At 69.0% G+C, this 21,387-nt stretch carries 15 protein-coding genes and 1 pseudogene; 6 read left to right on the top strand and 10 right to left on the bottom strand.

The features are described from left to right. Window positions 1-14 precede the first annotated feature (14 nt). Both AB0P41_RS20560 and AB0P41_RS20555 read left to right on the top strand, forming a co-directional pair. Window positions 15-698, top strand: coding sequence for a histone-like nucleoid-structuring protein Lsr2 (locus AB0P41_RS20560; RefSeq protein WP_356714059.1), 684 nt, complete (start codon window positions 15-17; stop codon window positions 696-698). A 360-nt stretch (window positions 699-1,058) separates the two neighbouring features. Beyond that, window positions 1,059-1,874 (top strand): hypothetical protein, encoded by an 816-nt coding sequence (locus AB0P41_RS20555; protein WP_365933344.1) that lies wholly within the window; start codon window positions 1,059-1,061, stop codon window positions 1,872-1,874. Window positions 1,875-1,947: 73 nt separating this feature from the next. Here AB0P41_RS20555 and AB0P41_RS20550 read toward each other — a convergent pair. The 9 genes and pseudogenes from AB0P41_RS20550 to AB0P41_RS20510 form a co-directional block, all read right to left on the bottom strand. After that, window positions 1,948-2,728: pseudogene (locus AB0P41_RS20550) on the bottom strand (IS5 family transposase); the annotation flags it as partial. A gap of 1,408 nt (window positions 2,729-4,136) precedes the next feature. After that, window positions 4,137-4,739 carry a hypothetical protein gene (locus AB0P41_RS20545; RefSeq protein ID WP_365933342.1) on the bottom strand — a complete coding sequence of 201 codons (603 nt, stop codon included), beginning with the start codon at window positions 4,737-4,739 and terminating at the stop codon, window positions 4,137-4,139. Between the two features lie 535 nt (window positions 4,740-5,274). Next, the gene (locus tag AB0P41_RS20540) at window positions 5,275-6,468 is read right to left on the bottom strand and encodes a M48 family metalloprotease (protein ID WP_365933340.1); all 1,194 of its coding nucleotides are present in this window, start codon (window positions 6,466-6,468) and stop codon (window positions 5,275-5,277) included. 71 nt (window positions 6,469-6,539) lie between these two features. Continuing rightward, window positions 6,540-7,046: a Pycsar system effector family protein gene (locus AB0P41_RS20535; RefSeq protein ID WP_365933338.1), complete on the bottom strand. Its 507-nt coding sequence runs from the start codon at window positions 7,044-7,046 to the stop codon at window positions 6,540-6,542. Further along, window positions 7,043-8,164 (bottom strand): PE-PGRS family protein, encoded by a 1,122-nt coding sequence (locus AB0P41_RS20530; protein WP_365933335.1) that lies wholly within the window; start codon window positions 8,162-8,164, stop codon window positions 7,043-7,045. Before AB0P41_RS20530 ends, AB0P41_RS20535 begins: the two co-directional genes overlap by 4 nt. Window positions 8,165-8,233: 69 nt before the next feature. Beyond that, window positions 8,234-10,345, bottom strand: a complete 2,112-nt coding sequence (locus tag AB0P41_RS20525; RefSeq protein WP_365933332.1) for a hypothetical protein — start codon at window positions 10,343-10,345, stop codon at window positions 8,234-8,236. Then, a complete protein-coding gene (locus AB0P41_RS20520) occupies window positions 10,342-11,199 on the bottom strand; it encodes a hypothetical protein (RefSeq protein WP_365933329.1) in 858 nt (285 codons plus the stop codon). Before AB0P41_RS20520 ends, AB0P41_RS20525 begins: the two co-directional genes overlap by 4 nt. Window positions 11,200-11,329: 130 nt before the next feature. Further along, the gene (locus tag AB0P41_RS20515) at window positions 11,330-11,971 is read right to left on the bottom strand and encodes a Crp/Fnr family transcriptional regulator (RefSeq protein ID WP_256073485.1); all 642 of its coding nucleotides are present in this window, start codon (window positions 11,969-11,971) and stop codon (window positions 11,330-11,332) included. Window positions 11,972-12,367: 396 nt separating this feature from the next. Then, the gene (locus AB0P41_RS20510; RefSeq protein ID WP_365933327.1) at window positions 12,368-12,790 is read right to left on the bottom strand and encodes a secondary thiamine-phosphate synthase enzyme YjbQ; all 423 of its coding nucleotides are present in this window, start codon (window positions 12,788-12,790) and stop codon (window positions 12,368-12,370) included. Window positions 12,791-12,873: 83 nt separating this feature from the next. Between AB0P41_RS20510 and AB0P41_RS20505 the strand changes: the two genes are divergently transcribed. After that, a complete protein-coding gene (locus AB0P41_RS20505; protein WP_365933325.1) occupies window positions 12,874-13,950 on the top strand; it encodes an FAD-dependent oxidoreductase in 1,077 nt (358 codons plus the stop codon). Window positions 13,951-14,072: 122 nt separating this feature from the next. On the opposite strand, the gene AB0P41_RS20500 is transcribed toward AB0P41_RS20505, so the two are convergent. Then, window positions 14,073-15,878, bottom strand: a complete 1,806-nt coding sequence (locus AB0P41_RS20500; protein ID WP_356714056.1) for an ABC transporter ATP-binding protein — start codon at window positions 15,876-15,878, stop codon at window positions 14,073-14,075. 153 nt (window positions 15,879-16,031) lie between these two features. Here AB0P41_RS20500 and AB0P41_RS20495 point away from each other — a divergent pair, with 153 nt between their 5' ends. The 3 genes from AB0P41_RS20495 to AB0P41_RS20485 all read left to right on the top strand — a co-directional run bounded on the left by AB0P41_RS20495 (window position 16,032) and on the right by AB0P41_RS20485 (window position 21,224). Next, entirely contained in the window at window positions 16,032-16,478 is a 447-nt protein-coding gene (locus AB0P41_RS20495) for a MarR family transcriptional regulator (RefSeq protein WP_356714055.1), read from the top strand. A gap of 45 nt (window positions 16,479-16,523) precedes the next feature. Beyond that, the gene (locus AB0P41_RS20490; RefSeq protein WP_365933323.1) at window positions 16,524-19,466 is read left to right on the top strand and encodes an FAD-binding and (Fe-S)-binding domain-containing protein; all 2,943 of its coding nucleotides are present in this window, start codon (window positions 16,524-16,526) and stop codon (window positions 19,464-19,466) included. Between the two features lie 306 nt (window positions 19,467-19,772). After that, the gene (locus tag AB0P41_RS20485; RefSeq protein ID WP_365933321.1) at window positions 19,773-21,224 is read left to right on the top strand and encodes a Gfo/Idh/MocA family oxidoreductase; all 1,452 of its coding nucleotides are present in this window, start codon (window positions 19,773-19,775) and stop codon (window positions 21,222-21,224) included. Window positions 21,225-21,387: the final 163 nt, after the last annotated feature.

The raw sequence follows: 21,387 nt of genomic DNA, 5'->3' as shown, positions 1-21,387 counted from the left end.
CCCCCGGAGTCACCATGACCACCCTGACCGCGCTGACCACTATCTGCCCGCCCCCCGCGTCACCTCCCTCAGCCCCCGATTGGAGCCAGGCCGAGACAGAACTCGGCATGCGGCTTCCCGAGGACTACAAGCAGCTCATGGCCACATATGGCCCTGGGGAGTTCTGCAATTTCCTCTCTCTGTACTATCCGCACGCCCCCCGCGAAGCGGCAGATCTTACCGGGCCTATGCCCGCCCGACTTCGGCAGCAGATCGAAGAAGTCAGGCACAACGCCCGGCAGCCGTGGCCACTGCCCCACCCCCCGGAGCAACTCTTCGCCACAGGAGTCACCGGGAACGGTGACTACCTCTTCTGGGTCACGCAGCCCTCGGACAAGCCAGACGCGTGGGATGTCGCGGTCAACCAGGCTCTGCGCGCCCCCTGGTACACCTTCACCGGAACCCTCACCCAGTTCCTCCTCGCGGTCATCAGCGGCACGACGCGGGTCCCCTTTTTTCCGGAAGACCTCCTCGACAACGGGACCACGTTCACCCCCGCCCGCCCGATCGTGGAGCCGACGCCCCCAACCGACCAGCAGGACTCCATGAACCCGACCGAAATCCGCGCATGGGCCCGCGCCAACGGCCATCCCCTCCCCGACCGCGGCCGCATCCCCATCGAGATTATCGAGGCATGGAAGCGGGGCAACACTGTCTGAGCCACAACTGGTCGCCTACAGCTGTCGCATGGAGCATTCCCGCTGATACAGCTCAGCTCGGACGCGGCTACTCGACTGAATCGACCTACCCAAGAGCTCGTAACACGATCTTGTTCAAGTGTCCGGGTCGGGTGGGGCAGAGGCGGAGAGCACGCGTGGGCTGAGGGCGGAAATCAAAGCTGGCCAGGACGGCTCCGGTGCCGGGCGCACGACTTCGCCTCTGGATCATCGCCTTGGCTGGGTGGTGCCAGGAACCAAGATCGCCTGGCGTTGAGTGGTGCCGCCTTCTGCCCTGAGGCTTTGGTGTGCGCCTGCCACGGCGGTGGGCAACCGTTTGTTGATCTCAGCCGTCATATGCACATGACGACGACGCCTGCCCTCCCATCCCTCGTGCTGCGCGGCAGCAGTGCCACCGCCCGCTTCGGGGACGGATTCGACTACGTTCAGTGGGAAGAGGACGGGCGCGTGACACGAATTCCGCTGGAGGCCATCGAAGCGGTCCGCAGCCTTGACCGCTCGTTCGAGGTAGTACTGACGACTGCAGAGGCCGACCGCCGTCCTGCCGTGTGGGCGGTTCACGATGCCAGCACCGCAGCCGTTACCACGTTCCGCGCCGCTCTGCAGGCCCGACTGCCCGAGAGGGCGGCCGAAGGATCGCGCGTCGACGGCGAAGATCTGATCACCGAAATCCCTGCTGGGCACCCTCGGAGGCCCTCGAAGCGCGTTCTCGTTGTCGCCGTGATCGCGGTCTTCGCTGTGATCGATGGGGCGGTGGCGGTGCTCCGTGAGCCGGCGTGGGCCATCGCGCTGCCGTTCTTTCAGCTCTTCGCGGGTGCGGGGGTATCCATGGCTCTGACGCTGGGAAGAGGCTTGTACGACGCGCTGCACCTCCCCAGGCGCGGCATCACGGTGATGGCGCAACTCGACCACTACACCCACAGAACCAAGGTGTACCGGTACGTGGACCAGGACGGCGGGCTGCACTTCTACCGTAATCGGACCGGCGGGCAGCAGCTGGAACTCAGCTACGACCCGTGCAACCCCGGCCGCGCCTCCGCCCGCCAGCCCCTCTACGGCCAGGTGATGATGGCGCTGATGTCAATTGTGGGCCTCGGGATGGCCTGCGGCGGATTTGGGATCACCGGGTACCAGCTCTTCATCGCGTTGCGTGGCTGACTCCGTATGCGTCCGTGTCGAGCACTTCTTGCACTCGTACCACCGCTTGCGATCGGCACTGGTTGAGGCGTCGGTAGCAGATGAGGCTGCAGGCGAGGGAGACGAAGGCGTCGTGGAGTTCGGTGCGCCGTTCCCAGCGAACTGCGAGGCCTTTGAAGTGGTGGAGCAGGGCGAAGGTCTGCTCGACGACGTAGCGGAGCTTGCCGATGCCCTTGATGTTCGGTGATCCCTTGCGGGAGATGACGGGCAGGATCCGTCGGTGACGCAGCTCGTCGCGGTGGGCGTTGGAGTCGTATCCCTTGTCACCGAGCAGCGCTTCGGGCCTGCGGCGGGGTCGGCCGGGGCGGCCCGCGACAGGCGGGATGCCGTCGACCAGGGCGAGGGTCTGGGTGACGTCGTTGACGTTGGCCGCGGTCGTGATGACCTTCAGCGGGGTGCCACGTGCGTCGCAGATCAAGTGGTGTTTGCTGCCTGTTTTCCGCCGGTCGACCGGCGACGGGCCGGTGTCGGATCCCCCTTTTTCGCGCGGATGTGATAACCGTCCACGCACGCCCGTGACCAGTCGAGCTCGTCGGCCGCGTTCAGCTCCGCGAGCAGGACCCGGTGGAGCCGGTCGAAGACCTCTGCCTTCTGCCAGCGGTCCAGACGCCGCCAGCACGTCTGTCCCGAGCCGAACCCCAGTCCAGGGGCAGGAGTTGCCAGGCCATGTCGTTGTAGAGGACGAACAGGATGCCCTGGAGGCAGAGCCGGTCCGACACCGGCCGAGGCCCCGGAGACCGCTCCGGCCACGGCGGCAGCAACGGCTCGATCAACGCCCACAACTCATCGCCTACGATCCACGGTCGAGTACCCACACCATCACGAACGGTCGAAGCCTCACACCGGTCACGGCCCACCAGCACACTTGAACAAGATCGTGTTACGAGCTCCAAGGAACAACAGCCGTACCTGGCGGTTGTAATTCGAGATGTTGGTATCCACCAGACTCCGATAAGGCAACCGTCAAGATACCCGATCAGGCCCTTCACGTGATATGTCATCGGAAAGATGTCGCAGAGAGCGGGGACTGGAGAAAGCACAGGTCGGAGGTCCTATACCTGCCTCATCGGCGACCGGTGAGACCGCCCGAGCGTCAGATGAGCGTCAAGAGAGCCGGATCCACGCCTCTGCTGGTTGGGCTCGGCATCCATATACACCCGTGGCCAACCTCGGCGCGAAGGGTTCGGGGAATTGGCCCCGAAGTGTGAGGGGGTGGCGCTGCCAGGTTGCAGATCGCCCCATCTTGGCGGTCCACACACAGCCCTTCGAGGCGGAGTCCGCAGCCGTGAAGTACTCATTGACGGAGCGGTAGGCTGAGTTGCTCGGTCAGATCGCTGCAGTGTCCAGCGGCATGCCTGGCGGTCCCAGGGGTTCGAACACGGCTTGGGCTCTTCAGCAGCGGGGGCCTGATCATGCAGAGCCGGCATGGTGCGGTGGTGACCACGGACGGCTGGTACTTCCTCAAGCATGGCTAGCATCCCAATCTGAACTGGGGCGCCGGGCGACCCTCGACTAACTCACTGGTCTTTACACGGAGTCGGAGCTACGGATCCGCCTGCCCCGCGCGTTGTGCGACACACCGGACGCGGCCCTCGGGGCGAACGGTCCATACGGCCTCGAACCGTACCCGCCCCACCAGCACCGGAGCCTGCCGATCGGCCCGAACCCCACACTCGCCGTGCTGCACCTGGGCATTGACGGGTTCAAGCCGTACAACGTGCGCCACGGCCGGGGCCACCGAGGACGCCGCGGTCGTGGAGATCGCCAGCCGGCTCCGGAGTGAGCTGGAGCGCGAGCGGAGTGAGGGCAGGCCAGGAGCCCGCGTTCCTCGCCCGGATACAAGAAGACGAGTCCGTTGCCCTCACCCCGGACCTGGACAAGGCTCCCGCCGAGACGCTGGTGGCCCGACTGCACCAAGCTCTCCGTACTGGCCCCTGGAGGCGACCGGCATCCTGTGCTGGGCGACCTGCGGCACAACCGCCGACCAGGTGCTGGGGCGCTCGGGTGAGCTGCTCCACGGCAGGAAGCTCCTCCGCGGACCTGCCCGGACGTGACGCATGGACTCTCGCGACGGCCTGTAGGCCCTGTCTCCTAGACCATCTGCAGACTGGAGCGTTTGCGAGTGGTCCATGGTTGTGCCGTCAGGATTCCGCCCAACGCTGCCTCTAGCTCCGTACTACGCGGGTCACTCATTTGCGCGGCACCCGAGCTTGATCACGATCCTCAGGTGATCGTGCTTCGGCAGGTCCTACAACGGCCGGCGACGAGGATCCGCATGCCGTGCGGGGGAACGCGTGGCAGCAGCCCCGCGATGCTGTGGCCGTCGGGACCGGTGGTCACGCCGCGGTCCTCGTCCAGCCCATCCACCACGAGCACGAACCGTCGGCCGCGCGCCGCCCACCCCTGTGCGGCCCGGTGCAGCGCGAGCAGCATCTGCTCGTCGCGCGTGGCGGGGGTGCTCAGCGGCTCCGCCTCGCCCAGCATGGCGTACACCTGCCGCTGGACGACCTCGCAGCAGGCCGCCGCGTCGTTCTGTGCGGCCATGCGGGAGGTGATGAAGAACGACACGGCATCGACGCCGGGTGGAGGGTGCAGGACGAAGTGCGCCAGCAGGGCGGTCTTTCCCGACCACGCCGGGGCCACCCAGCGCCAGTAGCTGGCGCTGGGGCAGTCCGCGGAGACATCGTGCGCGCTGAAGGCGGCCAGCTGGGCGAGTTCGCTTTCACGCCCCTGGAAGTCGGTCGCGGCGAGGGCCTGTTCCACCTGCAGGAGATGGCCGGAGACGGCGGCGCGCCCGGCGAACACCTGCACGGAGCTGTCAATCATCACGCCACTGTTGGCGAAGGCCCCGGCTCCCTCGGCGGAGGATCCACCCGACTTGCGCACCACAGCGCGGCTGCGGAAGAACATCGGATGCGCCGCTACTCCTGCCCCTGGTAACCGGTATTCGCGCTGCCACCGTCCGCCCGCGCCTCGTCAGTCTCCCCGACGGAGACCACACCGTCGGACGGGGAGGCGACGGCACCCGTGTTGGCGTCCCCGCAGCCTGTGGCCGTGGCACTCCCAGTCCTGGACACCTGTACGGACACACTCCCGGACGGGGCCAGCAACGCGCAGACGCCGACCACCGCGGAGACCACGCCAGCAACCTGATTCGCCCGGTCCCAGCTCCGGGCAAAATCGCAGGTCAGAGCCCCTACTTCACCGGCTCCAAAATAACCACGCACTCCACATGATGCGTAACCCGGAATCACATCAGAGCGGACGAGCGCGAGAGACCTCACAAGTCATGGCCCATCTTTCGACCAGGGTCCACACAGGTGCGGCGACAGCGCAGCCCCAGGGCCGTGGCGGAGCAGACTCATCGCTGCTCCAGAAACGGCGCCAGATGGTGTAGGCGCGTGTAATGGTCGGGGTGCGAGGACAGGAGCTTGCCCGAAATGCTCCCCCTACCGCCGCGAGCGGCGGTTCCCGGGTGAATCGCAGCCGTTTTGCCGCACCCGGACAGAGCGGAAACCGTCGCATGCCCGCCCTCCCGTTCCGCCGCCTGCATCATGTGCAACACCTCGGCGAGCATCGGCCCGAAACCAGCCGCTGCCGCATGGTGATCCGCCCTCAGTTCGGTCCGACGGGTCACGGCGGCGAGCAGATACGGAGCGGCCACCAGCGTCAGGGTGAGGAACCAGTACTCCCACGCGACCGCCAGCACGACTGCGCCCACCGCAAGGAACAGAACTGCCGCCCAGAAGCTCATGCGCCCACGGCCCACGACGATGACCAGCCGGATCAGCCTCCGCACAGCGGTCCACGCAACCCGCCCCGGAGCCGCATACCACTGCCCCAGAGTCAAGGACCACGCGTGACCGCGGACGTGGTGCCCCAGCTCATGAGCGAGGACGGCGGCCAGCTGACCATCAGAGAGACGCTCCAGTGAAAAGCGGGTGACGCCCACGATGTGGCCCGCCGCTGCCAGAGCGTTGAGGTGATCGCTGTCCTCGATCCACAGCTCGTAGGCGCGGCCCTCTACACCCGTCCGCGCCGTCACTTCCCGCCACAGTGGTTCCAGCCGCTTCGATTCCCCCGGGGTGGGGTGGCGGAGGTCCAGCAGATGACGGGCCAGGACTCTCTCGGTGGGCCGGTGAAACGCCATGGCACCTGAAGCGAGCCAGAGCAGGACCCCCAACCAGCCCATGCCGGGGAAAAGGAGGTGGGAAAGTGTCGCCACGATCACCAGGCTGACGAGGAACGAGGGAAGCTGCAGCAGCAGTTGGCCCGCAGCCGTGGCGTCGATGCCCCGCTGTCGCTTGGCGAGGTGCACACGCCCACGGCGACCGAGACCCTCCTGCGGCGCGCACTTCTCGGAACCTGACCGCTGTTCCGGCTTCCCGGCGGGGTGAGCGGCCTCGGACGGCGTCGCGCTGCCCGGGTAGGGCGGTGCATGCGGAATTGTCTCGTCCGGAGACTGCGGGGAGGGAAAGGGAACAGCAGCCGGATAAGCCGGAGCTTCGGGCAGGATAATGCGGTCGGGATGGGCGGAGTCGAAGGGGGTGGTCATGAGAGATTCCTGTCTCGGCATACGGCCGGATCACGACGACGCGGTAAGAAGCATGCTGGCGCGCGGTGTGTTCAGCCGACGAGCCCCGCGATGGGCAGAAGCACCACGCCCGCGCAGTAAGCAGCCAGACCGGCGCGGATCCACCGGTGTTTGGAACCGACGATGCGGCTGTTCTGAGCCAGCGCCTCCAGTACTCCGTCGGCCTGGTGTGCCTCGGTGACGGCGAGGGCCTCGGCGAGCCGGCCGCCCTCCGCGGCACGGCGGATGTCGTCGAAGTACGTCAACGGCCGCCCCGGAGACCACCGACTGGTGCCGTACCGGGGCAGGACGGCGAGGAGCAGGCATCCCAGTGCGCCGGCCAGAGCGGCCATGGCCACCCACAACAGCACGCTCGCGGGGGCGGAAAGCCCGGATAATGACCAACCCCGAGCCGCGAACAGACCACCGAGCAGGCTCACTGTCATACTCATGGCCCCCAGGAGCAGCGACGCCTTGCTGTCCGCACGAGCTGTCTCGGAGCGCAGCTCCGAGAGCAGACGGGCTCCCACCGTCGGAATGTGCAGACCATCACCGCTCATCGCCCCTCCTCGGTGCTGTCGGCGGACGACCCGCCCCGCTGCTTGTGGAAATGCACCGGAGTGCCGGGGGGCCCGGCCCAGGGCAGGGAGCCCGGTGCGGAGGGAGCAGAATCGATACCGGGCAAGTTACGTGCGAGGAGCCCCTCAAGGATCTCCACGGCCTGCTTGTTCAGTCCCGCACGCTGGTAATCCTCCGGATTCCCTTCCTTCAGCACCTGCAGGGCGACCTCTGACTGGCTCCGGATCAGCTGCAGTTGGTCCCTCTGCAGGTTCTCCATGACCAGCCGGGAATCATCCGGGTGCTGTGCCAGGTGCAGGGCCCACATCGCCACACCGCCGTGCTGGAGGTAGTACTCGTAGTAGTCGACCTTCTTCGCCTCCAGCTCCCTGGCTTCCTCCTCCTGACGCCCCTGCAGCATGACCAGTTCGTGATCGTGCCGGGCCTGCTCCACATTCCGCTCCGCCCTGAGCCGGTCTTCCCGCATCGCCACGTCGTGCGACAGTCCCAGCTGTTCGTCGCTGTACCGGATCCGGCGGAGCTCCCGCTGGTGGCCGATCGCCGATTCGTCCAGCCTGAGCCGCACGGCGTACGACGTGCGCAGCCCCGCCTCCTCCCCCACATCGCCCGCTCTGGCGAGGACTTGGTACACGGCGCGTTCGGCGTCCGCGCTCCGGTCGAGCGGGAAACCGCGGCTGACCGGGTACATCAGCTGTTCCAGCCGGCGCCTCAGGAGAGCGGGCACGTCCCGCTCTCCGCTGGCCACGAACCGTTGCGGCCGGGACACCTGCCACGTCAGCTCGACCTCGGCGGTGAAGTCGAAGGCGTCATTGTCGCTGGGCAACAGCAGGGACACGGTGCAGGCGTGCACCCCCATGTCGACCTCGTAGACCGCGGTGTACCGCGTCGCGGTGAACAGGGAGCGCGTCGGCCGGTGGGGTGGCAGGTAGGCCTCGAACTCCCCCTTGTCCGTAGCGAATACCAATGCGTTGTCGATCCGGCTGTATCCTCTGCGGTGGTCGAACCGGGACAACTGGCGCACGGTCAATACCGGGTCGATCAGCTCGCTGTGCCGGTCTGCGCCCTGGTCCCAGTCGGGTTCGCGACGGAAGTCCGCCATGGTTCCTCTCTCCTCACTCCGTGGTTTCCGAAACTTCGCGGCCCGTGACCGCAGACGAGAGGCGGCACCTCACAGCACGCCCCGCAGACGGTTGGCCACCGCGGGTGGGGCATTCGAACTCCCGCCGCGACCGCGCAGGGTCAGGAGCATGTGATCGAGGCGCTTTCGATCCTCGTCGGAGCCGACCAGCGTCGGAAGCAGCATCGCCAGCTCCCGCTCGGCCTGCGGATCGCCGTTCGCCTCACGAGCCCAGCCGGCCAGCGCCTTCAACGTATCGGCGGTGTACCTCAGATCGCCCAAGGCGGTCCGCCACAGCAGGGACAGCTGATGCGCCTCCTCGGCCGGGCCCGCTGAGGAGGCGGCCGCGTACCACCGCAGCATCAGCCGGCCGTCGGCGCGGGTGCAGGCCAGGACGAATGCGTGCAGCGTCAGTCGGCGGCCGGAAGGCCCGTCCCGGAGGATGTCGAGCAGGCCCCGCAGCAGCCGGCTGCGCACCGGCGCCGATTCGTCGCTCAGCAGCAGCGCGGCGGACTCGGCGATGTGCTGCGCCTCCTGCTCGTCGTCCCCGGTGCGAGCGGCTTCCGCCAACGCCTTCAGCGCTTCGTCGGGCATCCTGGCGCCCACCAGGGCGTAGGCCCGGATGGCTGTCCAGCGAAGCCGTGGTCCGGCCTTCTCGTCGCACCAGGAGCGGAGGATCTGCGGGATGTTCGGCGCACCGATGGCATGCGCCGTCGCGAGGGCGTTGGCGGCGACGAGGCAGTCGCGATACACCTTCGACTTCGCCCAGCCCTCGATGAGCAGTGCCATCGCTGACGGCAGGTCGGTCTGGACGAGCACCGCGGCCGTCACCGCGGCGCGGGTGCGCACCAACGGCCGGCCGTCCTGTGCGAGCTTCCGGAGCCACGCGAGCAGAGCAGGCCGCGCGGAGGGGTGACTCGTCCAGACCTCGCGGAGGATCTCGACAGCGGCTCTGGGCTCCTGGAATCGGGCCATGCGCTGGAACACGGGGCCCCACTCGGTGTGCTCCTCCTTCCGGTACTCGACGGCTCGGGCCAGGCTCAGGCGTTTGGTGATGGACGTCCCGAAGATGCCGACCTGGGGCTCCCTCCCGGCGTCCTCGGTTCTCTGGAACTCTGCGTACAGGGTGTCGCTGAGCTCCGCGGTCAGGGCGTACGCGGCTTCGTCGAACGCCGCCAGGGAGATGAGGAAAGCCCTGTCCCGGAGAAGGGTCTCGTCGTCCCCGAACCATTCCCTGACCTGCTCGCGGACCAGCTCCGGGCCGACGCCCGCCAGCTTCTCCCGGGTGATCGCGCCGTCCGCGTGCCCGGCCAGGGCCTTCGCGAACTGTGCCGCCTCCCGCAGCTGGTGGTCGTCCCGGGCGAGGAACTCCCGGGAGAGGTCCAGCGCCAGCAGCTCGCGCTCCCTCGGCGGGTCATCTACCAGGGCGTGCAGATGTGACCGGAGCACCGCCTGAGGCGACGGCGGTTGCCACGAGACGGCGTCGACGCCCCGCAGGATCGCGAGCAGGTCGACGGTGATGACCAGATAGGCACCCTTCTTCCGGAGAACGTCCCGCACGGCCCACAGGTCGATGTCGCGCAGCGGGTTCTCCCTGCCCGTCACCAGATCGCTGACGAGGTAGCCGTGCTGATCGCCGTTGACCTCGTCCATCAACGCGGTCGGCCGGGTGTTGGGGTCGATGGCGCGTACGGGCACGGCATCCAGGGAGCGCAACAGCATCAGGGCGGCGCTGCGACGGCCGGTGAAGGGCGCGCCGTACAGCACGAGGACCCGCTCCTCCCGCAGCCGGTCACGCAAGGGGTGCACGAGTTCCTCGTATCCGGCGAACTCCTGGGCCAACTGGTCGAGTTCGGCCGGGGGAATGTTTCCGGAGATGTGGGTGGTGGCGCCGAAGCGGTAGTGGTGCTCCACCTTCGTGCCGAGGACGACGTCGCCTCCTACGCTGCCCCCGCTGACTCCGGTCTGATCGCCGCCGACGAGGCTGCCGCCGATGGCGGCCGGGACGTGTTCGTACAGATCACGCCGAGCCGCCCAGGGGTCCTGCGGGCGGTCATCCTCCGTTTCCGTGTGCTCGTCGTTCGTCGGCTCCTGTTTGCCGTCCGCCGGGTCGGTGTCGTCCTGAGGACGGTCCGATGGCTTGTCACCGGGCTGCTCGCTCATACCTGCTCGCTCCGGCCCTCATGCCGGACCGTGCCCATGATCACGTCGCCCGTGACATGGCCGCCGCTGACCCCGGTCTGACCGCCGTTGACCTGGCTGCCGCCGACAGACACCGTTCCGCCGTTGAAGGCGAATGCCGCCCCACTGCTCGCAGGCGGCCCGGCAGGCGCCGCCGGCAACTGTCCGGCGGCACCCTCGTGCGCACTCCTGCCGTCGCGCCCGGCGGACGCCGGCTCCGGTACAGGGGTGGTGGTGCCGTCCGGCGGCGACCCATGCAACCACAGGTCGAGCCGGTCCTTCTTCACGGATACCGCCGCGTGGTGGAACTCCTCCGGGCGCAGTCCGCGGTGTCCGTGGCGGACCACGCCTTCGTAGACGGGGGACGACACCCCCAGCACACAGTCCGCTTCCCGCCGGGCGAGCGCTTCGCGCAGAGTGTCGGCATCGAGCAGCCGACAGGACTGGTTGAGGTCGTGCCCGACGAGCCCGCCCACCGTGCCCTGCTTCGGATCGAAGGCGACCTCTCCTGCGGCCAGTACCATCCGCAGCCGCATCTGTGCGCTGCTCGATGCCAGCCGGTTGTACTGGCACAGCGCATCCGGGATGGTCGTCAACAGGGCCCGGAGCAGCACCGTTTTCGGGATGTCGGCACTGACCAGCACAATCAGACCGTCCCCGCGGTCCTCTCGGTACTGCATGTTCCGCTCGACACCCGCCGCGGCCAGAGTGTCCTCCACCACGTTGTGCAGTTCCCGACGCAAGCAGGCCTGCACCACGTCGTCCCGTCGGCTGAAGTCCTCAATGTCCAGCAGCAGAATCGTGCGGTTGACGGGTTCCGTCAGGACCAGGGTCATGAGCGCCTCTCGGACGGTTGGGCTCGGTCCGGAGCACTATCTCGTGGGGGTCTGACAATGAAGAAGGAACACTTGCACACAGCATCTGTAACCGATGGCACACAACTCGCCCCGAGTGCACGGCCGTCGGCTATTCGCCGCCCGCTATCCGGCGCAGCTGGTCCGGGCGAACGATGACCAGTCCCCTGCGGCTGGTCCGGACGACGTCGCGTTCCCTTAGTTCCTTCAGAAGCCTGGCCACCGCCTCGCGAGAGGCTCCGACCGCGCCTGCCAGCTCGTGCTGGCTGAGGCCACTGGTCAGGCGCACTCCCTCCGCGTCCTGCACCCCATGTGTGCGCGACAGCTCCAGGAGCAGGAGCGACAACCGCTCACGAACTCCGAGTGCGCCTTGCTCCACGCGTCGCCGGTCGCTGGCCTGTGTCCGGTCTCCGATAAGGCTGAGCAGTTGGAGGGACGAGGCCGGGAATTCCGCGAGATGGACCAGGAACCGGCCACGCTCGATCGTGACGGCCTCGACCTTCCCGAGTGCGGTAACCGTCGCCGAGCGCGGGCGGCCGCTGACTGCGGAGCCCTCCCCGACGACGTCGCCCGGACCTCGCAGGGCAAGCAGCGCTTCATAACCATTGGCTGTGGAGCGGGTGACCTTGGTCCACCCGGCGAGGATGACCACCACGTGGGTGGACGGTTCGTCCTGATGCACCAGTACGGACCGCGGGCTGTACTTCATGGGCCGGCCCAGCTCCAGCAGCGCGACACGTTCCTGGTGTTCCAACCGGGCCAGGAACGGAACTTCGTCGTCGAGCCTGTCGGTTCGTGGTGACGCCGTGGGCCTGCACGGCGCGAAAGCGGCCGCTGGTCCCTGCTGCCCCGGCACAGGGCCGGTTACGCCGTCGGTTTCCACCCGCACCCCCAAAGCCAGTTCGCTCCATGGTATTTCAGCGAAGTCTTTCCCTCACGCTGGGCATCCAGCCCGAGGCACACGGAGCACCCCAGTTGCGCGCTTCCTCCGGGCGCCTTCCACAGTCCTACATGTGGGAAGGCGTGACACCGTCGACGTCGGCCCCACCGATCAAACCGGCGCGGCGGGCGCCCGGCCCTGCAGCCCTGCCTCCCGGGAGCGCGAGGGCCGGCAACCGGGCCAGGCCTGGCTGGGGCGACCGGCTCAAGGTCACCCGAGGAAGCTCAACCGCACCTGGCGATTCGGATTGTCGACGTTCGTGTCGACCAGACACACCGACTGCCACGTCCCCAGCTCCAGCCTCCCCCCGATCACCGGCAACGTGGCATGCGGCGGCACCAGTGCCGGGAGCACGTGGTCTCGGCCGTGGCCCGGGCTTCCGTGGCGGTGGCGCCAGGGGGCGTCGGCGGGGAGCAGGGTCCCGAGGGCGGTGAGGAGGTCGTCGTCGCTGCCGGCGCCCGTTTCCAGGATCGCGATCCCGGCGGTGGCGTGCGGGACGAAGACGTTGAGCAGGCCGTCCCGCCCGTGCGTGACGCGGTCCAGGAACTGCGTGCACTCCTCCGTCAGGTCCATGACCGTTTCGGTCCGTCCCGTGGTGACGCTCAGCATGTGTGTGGCAAAGGTGTCAGACATGGGCCCATTCTCTCGCCGTCGGAGCGGCGTGGCGGCGGGCCGCGCCCGGGAAGATCCGGAGGTGCGCCAGGGTTGGTAGAAGCGTGAACAACTTCGGGACGCGTGAGCTGGACGTGGTCGTCATCGGCGCCGGGCAGGCCGGGCTCTCCGCCGCCTATCATCTGCGCCGCGCCGGCCTCCGCCCCGGCCGGGACTTCGTCGTGCTGGATCACGCGCCCCGCCCCGGCGGTGCCTGGCAGTTCCGATGGCCCTCGCTCACCTACGGCAAGGTGCACGGCATGCACTCCCTGCCCGGCATGGAGCTGACGGGCGCCGACGGCGACCGTCCCTCGTCCGAGGTGATCGGAGAGTACTTCGACGCGTACGAGAGGCACTTCGGGCTGGAGGTGCACCGGCCTGTCGACGTGAGCGCCGTACGCGACGGCGAGGGCGGGCGGCTGCTCGTCGAGACCTCCGAGGGTACGTACGCCCCGCGCGCCCTGATCAACGCCACCGGCACCTGGGACCGTCCGTTCTGGCCGCGCTATCCGGGTCAGGAGACGTTCCGGGGGCGACAGCTGCACACCGCGAGCTATCCGGGCCCGGAGGGGTTCGCCGGCCTCCGGGTCGTCGTGGTCGGCGGTGGCGCGTCGGGCACCCAGCATCTGATGGAGACAGCCGAGGTCGCGGCGGAGACGTACTGGGTGACGCGGCGCCCTCCGGTGTTCCGCGAGGGGCCGTTCGGTGAAGAGGAGGGGAGGGCCGCGGTGGCCCTGGTGGAGGAGCGCGTACGCCGTGGGCTTCCGCCGCAGAGCGTGGTCAGCGTGACCGGGCTGCCGCTCAACGAGGCCGTCCGGCGCGCTCGCGAGCAGGGCGTCCTCGACCGGCTCCCCATGTTCGAACGGATCACGCCGGACGGGGTGGCCTGGTCCGACGGCCGCACCGTCGAAGCCGACGTGATCCTCTGGGCGACCGGTTTCCGGGCGGCCGTCGATCACCTGGCACCGCTGAAACTCCGCGAACCGGGCGGCGGCATCCGCGTCGAGGACACCCGGGCCGTACGGGATTCGCGCGTCCACCTCGTCGGCTACGGCCCGTCCGCCAGCACCATCGGCGCCAACCGTGCGGGACGGCAGGCGGTCCGGTCGGTCACCCGGCTGCTGGACAGCGTTCCGGCCTGATCGGCCTCAAGGTACGACCCCAGGAGCAGAACACGCGAACAGAGGATCGGATGTTCGGTCGAAACGCGTGGCCGTTCCGGATTCGGTTGCTCAAGTGCGGCAGGGGACCCGTACGCCGTCCCTCAGGAGGCAGCCGGGATCGGATGGCTGTCGCGGCGGATCAGGGCCGCATAACGGCCGTCCTGCGCGAGCAGTTCCTCGTGTGTGCCGCGCTCGACCGTGCGGCCGTCGTCCAGGACGACGATCTGGTCGGCGTCCCTGATGGTCGAGAGCCGGTGCGCGATGGTGAGCGTGGTGCGGCCCTTCGACAGGGAGTCGATGGCTTGCTGCACGGCGTGTTCCGTACGGGTGTCGAGGGCGCTGGTCGCCTCGTCGAGGATCAGCACGGGCGGGTTCCGGAGAATCGTGCGGGCGATCGCCAGCCGCTGTTTCTCGCCGCCGGAGAAGCGGTATCCGCGTTCGCCGACGAGGGTGTCGTAGCCGTCGGGCAGCCCGGCGATGTGGTCGTGGATCTGGGCGGCGCGGGCGGCTGCCTCGATCTCCTCGTCCGTGGCGTCCGGTTTGGCGAAGCGGAGGTTCTCGGCGACCGAGGCGTGGAAGAGGTAGGTCTCCTGCGAGACCACCCCGACGGCCCGGGCGAGGGTGTCGAAGTCCAGGTCGCGCACGTCGACGCCATCGATGGTGACCCGGCCCCCTGTGACGTCGTACAGCCGCGGCACCAGGTAACTGAGCGTGGACTTGCCCGACCCTGTGGGGCCGACGACGGCCAGGCCGGTCCCGGCGGGCACGGTCACGTCGATGCCGCTCAGGGTCGGGCCGCTCTTCTCGTCGTAGCTGAAGGTGACGTCCTCGAAGGCGATCTCGCCACGGACCTTCTCCAGCCGGACGGGCTTCTCGGGCTCGGTGATGTCCACCCGGAGGTCGAGATACTCGAAGATGCGCGCGAACAGGGCGAGGGACGTCTGCATCTGCACACCGGTGGCGAGCAGGCTCACCGCAGGCCGGAACAGGCCCTGCTGGAGCGAGACGAAGGCGACCAGCGTTCCGATGGAGACGGCTGGGGCACCCGACTGGAGGGTGAGGCCCGCTGCCCAGTAGATGACGGCTGGCATGGCGGCCATGACGATCCCGATCGTCGACATCCTCCAGCGCCCCGCCATGTTGGAACGCACCTCGAGGTCGACCAGGCGCTCCGACTCCTCGGAGAATGCCTTGGTGAGCGAGTCGGAACGGCCCATGGTCCGGCCCAGCAGGATTCCGCTGACCGAGAGCGATTCGGTGACCGTGGCGGCCATGGCGGCCATCTGCTTCTGGCGCTGGGTGGTGATCTTCTTGCGCTCCCGGCCGACTCGCCGGCTGATCCAGACGAAGACGGGCAGCAGGAGCAGCGAGACGACGGTGAGCCGCCAGTCCAGCGCGAGCATGGCCACCACGGTCGCGACGACGGAGGTGAGGTTGGAGACCAGGGAGGTGGCGGTGGAGGTGACCGTAGCCTGCATCCCGCCGATGTCGTTGGCGATGCGGGACTGCACCTCACCCGTGCGGGTCCTGGTGAAGAAGGCGAGCGGCATCCGCTGCAGCTGGGTGTAGACGGCCGTGCGCAGGTCGTGCATGACGCGCTGGCCGACGGTCGTGGAGATCAGGGTCTGCAGGACGCCGAAGACGCTGGTCATCACCGCGGTGAGGATCATGCCGAGCGCGAGCAGCGTGAGCAGCCCCGTGCGCCCCTGGGGGATCGCGGTGTCAAGGATCTCGCGGAGCAGGAACGGGGAGGCGACCGACACCAGGGAGGATGCGCCCACCAGCAGCCCGACCACAGCGAGTCTGCCGCGGTAGGGCCGGAAGAGCCGGAAGATGCGGCGCAGCTCGGCGGGCGGCTGCCCCCCGTCTGCGGCTGGAGGTGTCCAGAGGGGTTCGTCGGGTTTCATGGGCTCCTTCGAGAGCGTGCGGCTGACGGGGTGTTTCTGCGTCCGGCAGCCGGCGCGGAGGCCCGGGCCGAGCTGACGGGAGAATGGACTTTTGGGAGCTTAGCTCATTGTTACCTCTATTCACAATGAACAAGGTCCTGATATTGTTCCCTCATGGACTCCCCCGACTCCGACGGCATGCTCGCCGAGCAGCTGCTGCGGCTCACCCGCCGCCTCCAGCGCATCCAGAGCCGGCAGCTGGAGCCGATCGGCATCACCCCGGCCCAGTTCCGCCTGCTGCGCACGACAGCGCACTACGACGGCGCGCCCCGCATGGCCGATCTCGCCGAGCGGCTGGACGTCGTCCCGCGCGCCGTGACCACCCTGGTCGACGGCCTGGAGACGAGCGGCCGGGTGCGGCGCGCCCCTGATCCGGCCAACCGCAGGGTGGTCCGCATCGAGATCACCGAGGAGGGCCGGGCCGTGCTCCGTTCGATGCGTGCCGCGCGCAAGGCCGCCGCGGAGGAGATCCTGGCTCCATTGACCGCCGAACAGCGTGAGGTGCTCGGCGGACTGCTCACCGCTCTGGTCGACGGAATGCCGGAGCGCCGCCGCTGCTGAGGCATGCGGTGCGGTCCCCGCACCGCAGCGTCGAGGGGACCTGACATGCCGCTGCTGGAGCCGAAGCCGGAAGCACTGCGCCCCGGGACGGCACGCCCGCCGTCCCCCGATCGGGTGCCCGGCTGGAAGGCGTCGGGGGCGCCGGCGGACCTGCGGGCCGGCCTGACCGCCCTGCTCGGCGAGGAGAAGGTCCTCTGGAAGATCTCCGACCTGGTGCGTTACGCCTCGGACGCCAGCCCCTACCGCTTCCTTCCGCAGGTCGTCGTGGTTCCCGAGGACATCGACGACATCTCCGCGATCCTCTCCTACGCGCACGGCAAGGGCCGCGACGTCGTCTTCCGGGCGGCGGGCACGAGCCTCAACGGCCAGGCGCAGGGCGAGGACATCCTCGTGGACGTGCGCCGGCACTGGACGGGTATCGAGGTCCTGGACGACGGGGCACGGGCCCGTGTCCGCCCGGGCACCACGGTCATGCGGGCGAACATCACGCTGGCCCGGCACGGCAGGCTGCTCGGCCCCGATCCCGCCAGCGCGATCGCCTGCACCGTCGGCGGTGTCGTCGCGAACAACGCCTCGGGGATGACCGCGGGGACGACGCGCAACTCGTACCGCACGGTCTCCTCCCTCACCTTCGTCCTGCCGAGCGGCACGGTGGTCGACACGGCCGGGTCCGACGCCGACGAGCTGCTCCGCCGCGCCGAGCCACGCCTGTGCGACGGACTGATGGCGCTCAAGGCGGAGATCGAGGCGGACGCCGCGCTCACGGCCCGGATCCGTGCCAAGTACGAGATCAAGAACACCAACGGCTACCGCCTCGACGCGTTCCTCGACGGATCGACCCCCGTGGAGATCCTGCGGGGGCTGATGGTCGGCTCCGAGGGCACCTTCGGCTTCATCTCCGAGATCGTCTTCGACACCCTGCCCCTGGACCGGCACGTCTCCTCCGCGCTGCTGTTCTTCCCTTCCCTGACCTCGGCGGCGGCAGCGGTGCCCCGGTTCAACGAGGCGGGCGCGATCGCCGTGGAGCTGATGGACGGCAACACTCTGCGCGCCTCGGTCAGGGTCCAGGGCGTCCCCGCGGACTGGGCGGGCCTCCCCCGGGCCACGGCGGCGCTCCTGGTGGAGTTCCGCGCCCCGGACGAGGCCGCGCTGGAGGCGTACGAGCAGACGGCGGCCTCGGTCGTCAGCGGTCTCGACCTCGTCGTGCCGGCCGTCTCCGTCACCAACGAGTTCACCCGGGACGCCGGGACCGTAGCGGGTTACTGGACGGCCCGGAAGGCGTTCGTCACGGCCGTCGGCGGCTCCCGCCCGTCGGGCACGACGCTGATCACCGAGGACTTCGCCGTTCCGCCGTCCCGGCTCGCGGAGGCCTGCGAGGCACTGCTCGAGCTCCAGGCGGTGCACGGCTTCGACGCCGCCGTCGCCGGCCACGCGGCACACGGGAATCTCCACTTCCTGCTCGCCTTCGACGCCGCGAAACCCACCGATGTCGAGCGGTACGCCGCGTTCATGGACGACTTCTGCACGCTGGTCGTCGACCGTTTCGACGGGTCGCTGAAGGCGGAGCACGCCACCGGCCGCAACATCGCTCCGTTCCTCGAGCGGGAGTGGGGCCCGAAGGCGACCGAGCTGATGTGGCGTACGAAGCAGGTCATCGACCCCGAGGGGGTGCTGGCGCCGCGGATCGTCCTGGACCGCGACCCGAAGGCACATCTGCGCGGGCTGAAGACGATCCCCACGGTTGAGCCGGTCGCCGACCCGTGCATCGAGTGCGGTTTCTGCGAACCGACCTGCCCCAGCGAGGACCTGACGACCACTCCGCGCCAACGCATCGTGCTGCGCCGGGAGATGATGCGCCAGCCGGACGGCTCCCCCGTGGAGGCCGGTCTGCTGGACGCCTACGGTTACGACGCCGTGGACACCTGCGCGGGCGACTCCACCTGCAAGCTGGCCTGCCCGGTCGGCATCGACACCGGCGCGATGATGAAGGATTTCCGCCACCATCGGCACTCCCCCCGCGAGGAGCGGGTCGCGGTGCTCACCGCGAAGTACTTCACGGCGGTGGAGACCACGGCGCGACTCGCGGTCGCCGCGGCCCACACCGTGCCCGGAGCGGCCGGTGACCGGGTGCTCGGGGCCCTGACCAGGCTCGCCCGCCGGGCGGTCCGTCCGGATCTCGTGCCGGAGTGGCTGCCGGAAATTCCTGGCGCCGCGTCGCGCAGGCTCCCCCCGACCGCGCGGGCGGGGGCGCGTGCCGTCTACTACCCGGCCTGTGTGAACCGCATCTTCGCCGGACCCGAGGACCAGGGCGCGCTGTCACTCGCCGACGCGGTGGTCTCCGTGTCGGCGCGGGCCGGAAAGCCCGTATGGATCCCCCAGGACGTCGCGGGGACCTGCTGCGCGACGATCTGGCACTCCAAGGGTTACGACGCGGCCAACGCGGTCATGGCCAACCGCATCGTGGAGGCCGCCTGGGGCTGGACCGCGGGCGGCAGGCTGCCGCTGGTGGTCGACGCATCCTCGTGCACGCTGGGCCTGGCGCACGAGGTGGTGCCGTATCTCACCGCGTCCAACCGGGAGTTGCACCGTGAGCTGTCCGTCGTCGACTCGCTCGTCTGGGCGGCCGAGGAGTTGCTTCCCGCCCTGACCGTGTTCCGCAGGACGGGCTCCGCCGTGCTCCACCCGACCTGCTCCATGCAGCATCTCGGCGATGTGGCACACCTGCGTACGGTCGCCGAGGCATGCGCCGAGGAGGTCGTCGTCCCCGACGACGCCGGCTGCTGCGCCTTCGCGGGCGACCGAGGCATGCTGCACAAGGAGCTCACGGACTCGGCGACCGCCAAGGAGGGTGCCGAGGTGGGCGCCCGGGAGTACGACGCCTATCTGTCGGCCAACCGGATGTGCGAGATCGGCATGGACCGGGCCACCGGCCACCCCTACCACTCGGCGCTGATCGAGCTGGAGCGGGCCACCCGCCCGGTCCTCTGAGAACCGGGCACGCCCGTACGTCCGAACCGGGCACGCCCGTACGTCCGAACCGGGCGCATGACCGCTCGTCTGGGGCCGGGCGCATGTCCGCACGGCTGTACGTCGCCCCCCGTCCCGTGCGCCACCGGCCCTCCGCCGCGACGTCGGCCGCAGCAAAGTCCATGGTTTACGCGCGAGAGTCCAATCCCATCCCTTGCACAACAACAGCCCCACCGTTCAAGGTCCTTACCAAGGTCCGGGCACCCGCCTCCTCGCGGGTCCCCGGATTCGTCTGCGCACCGTCGGATCGCCCTTTCTGGAGGCTCGATGAATGACGACGCACCACAGGACCTGGACCCTCTGACCACGGACGACGGCTCGATGAGCCGTCGTTCCGTGCTTCGCACCACAGCCGGGGCAGCCGGAATCGCCGGCGTCGGACTCGGCTTCGGGGCACTCGGCAGCGGCTCCGCGGCTGCGGCGGAGAACGCGCCCGCCGCCCACTCCGACGCCGCCGCCTCCCCCGCCCGCAAGGGCGCCACCATGGCCGGCGTCCCCTTCGACCGGCGCTCCACCGTGCGGGTCGGCATCGTGGGCCTCGGCAATCGCGGCGGCAGCATGATCGATCTCTTCCTCGCCGTGGCCGGGGTGCGGGTCGTCGCCGTCTGCGACCCGGTGAAGGACAAGGCCGAACAGGCCGCCGCGAAGGTCACGGCGGCCGGCCAGCCGGCCCCCGCCGTGTACACGAACGGCGAGGACGACTACGAGAACCTCTGCAAGCGCGGCGACATCGACTTCGTCTACGTGGCCACGCCCTGGGACTTCCACTTCGAGATGGCGAAGACCGCCATGCTCAACGGCAAGCACGTCGGCGTCGAGTGTCCGGTCGCGCTGCGGCTCGACCAGCTCTGGCAGCTGGTCGACCTCTCCGAGCGGACCCGGCGGCACTGCATGCAGCTGGAGAACTGCTGCTACGGCCAGAACGAGATGCGGGTGCTGCGGATGGCGCACGCCGGCCTCTTCGGCGATCTGCTGCACGGCGCGGGCGCGTACAACCACGATCTGCGCGGGCTGATGTTCGACCCCGACTACTACGAGGGCCCATGGCGACGGCTGTGGCACACCCGGCTGCGCGGTGATCTCTACCCCAACCACGGTTTCGGGCCGGTCGCCAACTACATGGACGTCAATCGCGGCGACCGCGCGGTGTCCATCACCAGCGTCGGCTCCCCCTCGCTCGGCCTCGCCGAGTACCGCGAGCAGCACATGCCCAAGGGCGACCCGAGCTGGAAGGAGACCTACATCGAGAGCGACCGGACGATCAGTCTCGTCCGGACGGCCAAGGGCCGGGTGATCCGCCTGGAGCACGACGTGTCGACGCCCCACCCCTACTCACGGATCAACAGCCTCGGCGGCACGAAGGGCGTCTTCGAGGACTACCCGGCCCGTATCTACCTGGAGCCCGATCACACCGACGACCAGTGGGCGGACTTCTCCGCGTACGCCGACTGGGACCACTGGCTGTGGAAGGAGCACGCCGACCCGCCCGGTGGACACGGCGGGATGGACTACATGCTGGTGTTCCGGCTGATGCAGTGCATGCGCCTCGGGCTCGTACCCGACTTCGACGTGTACGACGCGGCCACCTGGACCGCGCCGGTCCCGCTGAGCCACCTCTCCATCAAGGCCGGGGGCGCCCCGCAGCAGATCCCGGACTTCACCCGCGGCGAGTGGAAGAAGGCACGGCCGGGCATGGACTCCCAACAGCCCGACGAGTAGGCCGGATCGGGCCCCGGCGTCCGGACTCGGGGCGGGGGACCGGGCCCCGGCGCCGGGGCCCGGTCCCCCGCCCCGAAATAATCGGTTGCCCCGGACGGGGTCAGGAAGCGAACCTTGCACGGTTTGGTCCCCCACTGTTCCACGAGGTCCTCCACGGATCTCC

It is taken from the genome of Streptomyces sp. NPDC079167 (assembly GCF_040686735.1).
Lineage (GTDB): Bacteria > Actinomycetota > Actinomycetes > Streptomycetales > Streptomycetaceae > Streptomyces.
This window is presented reverse-complemented; position numbering and strand designations above follow the sequence as displayed.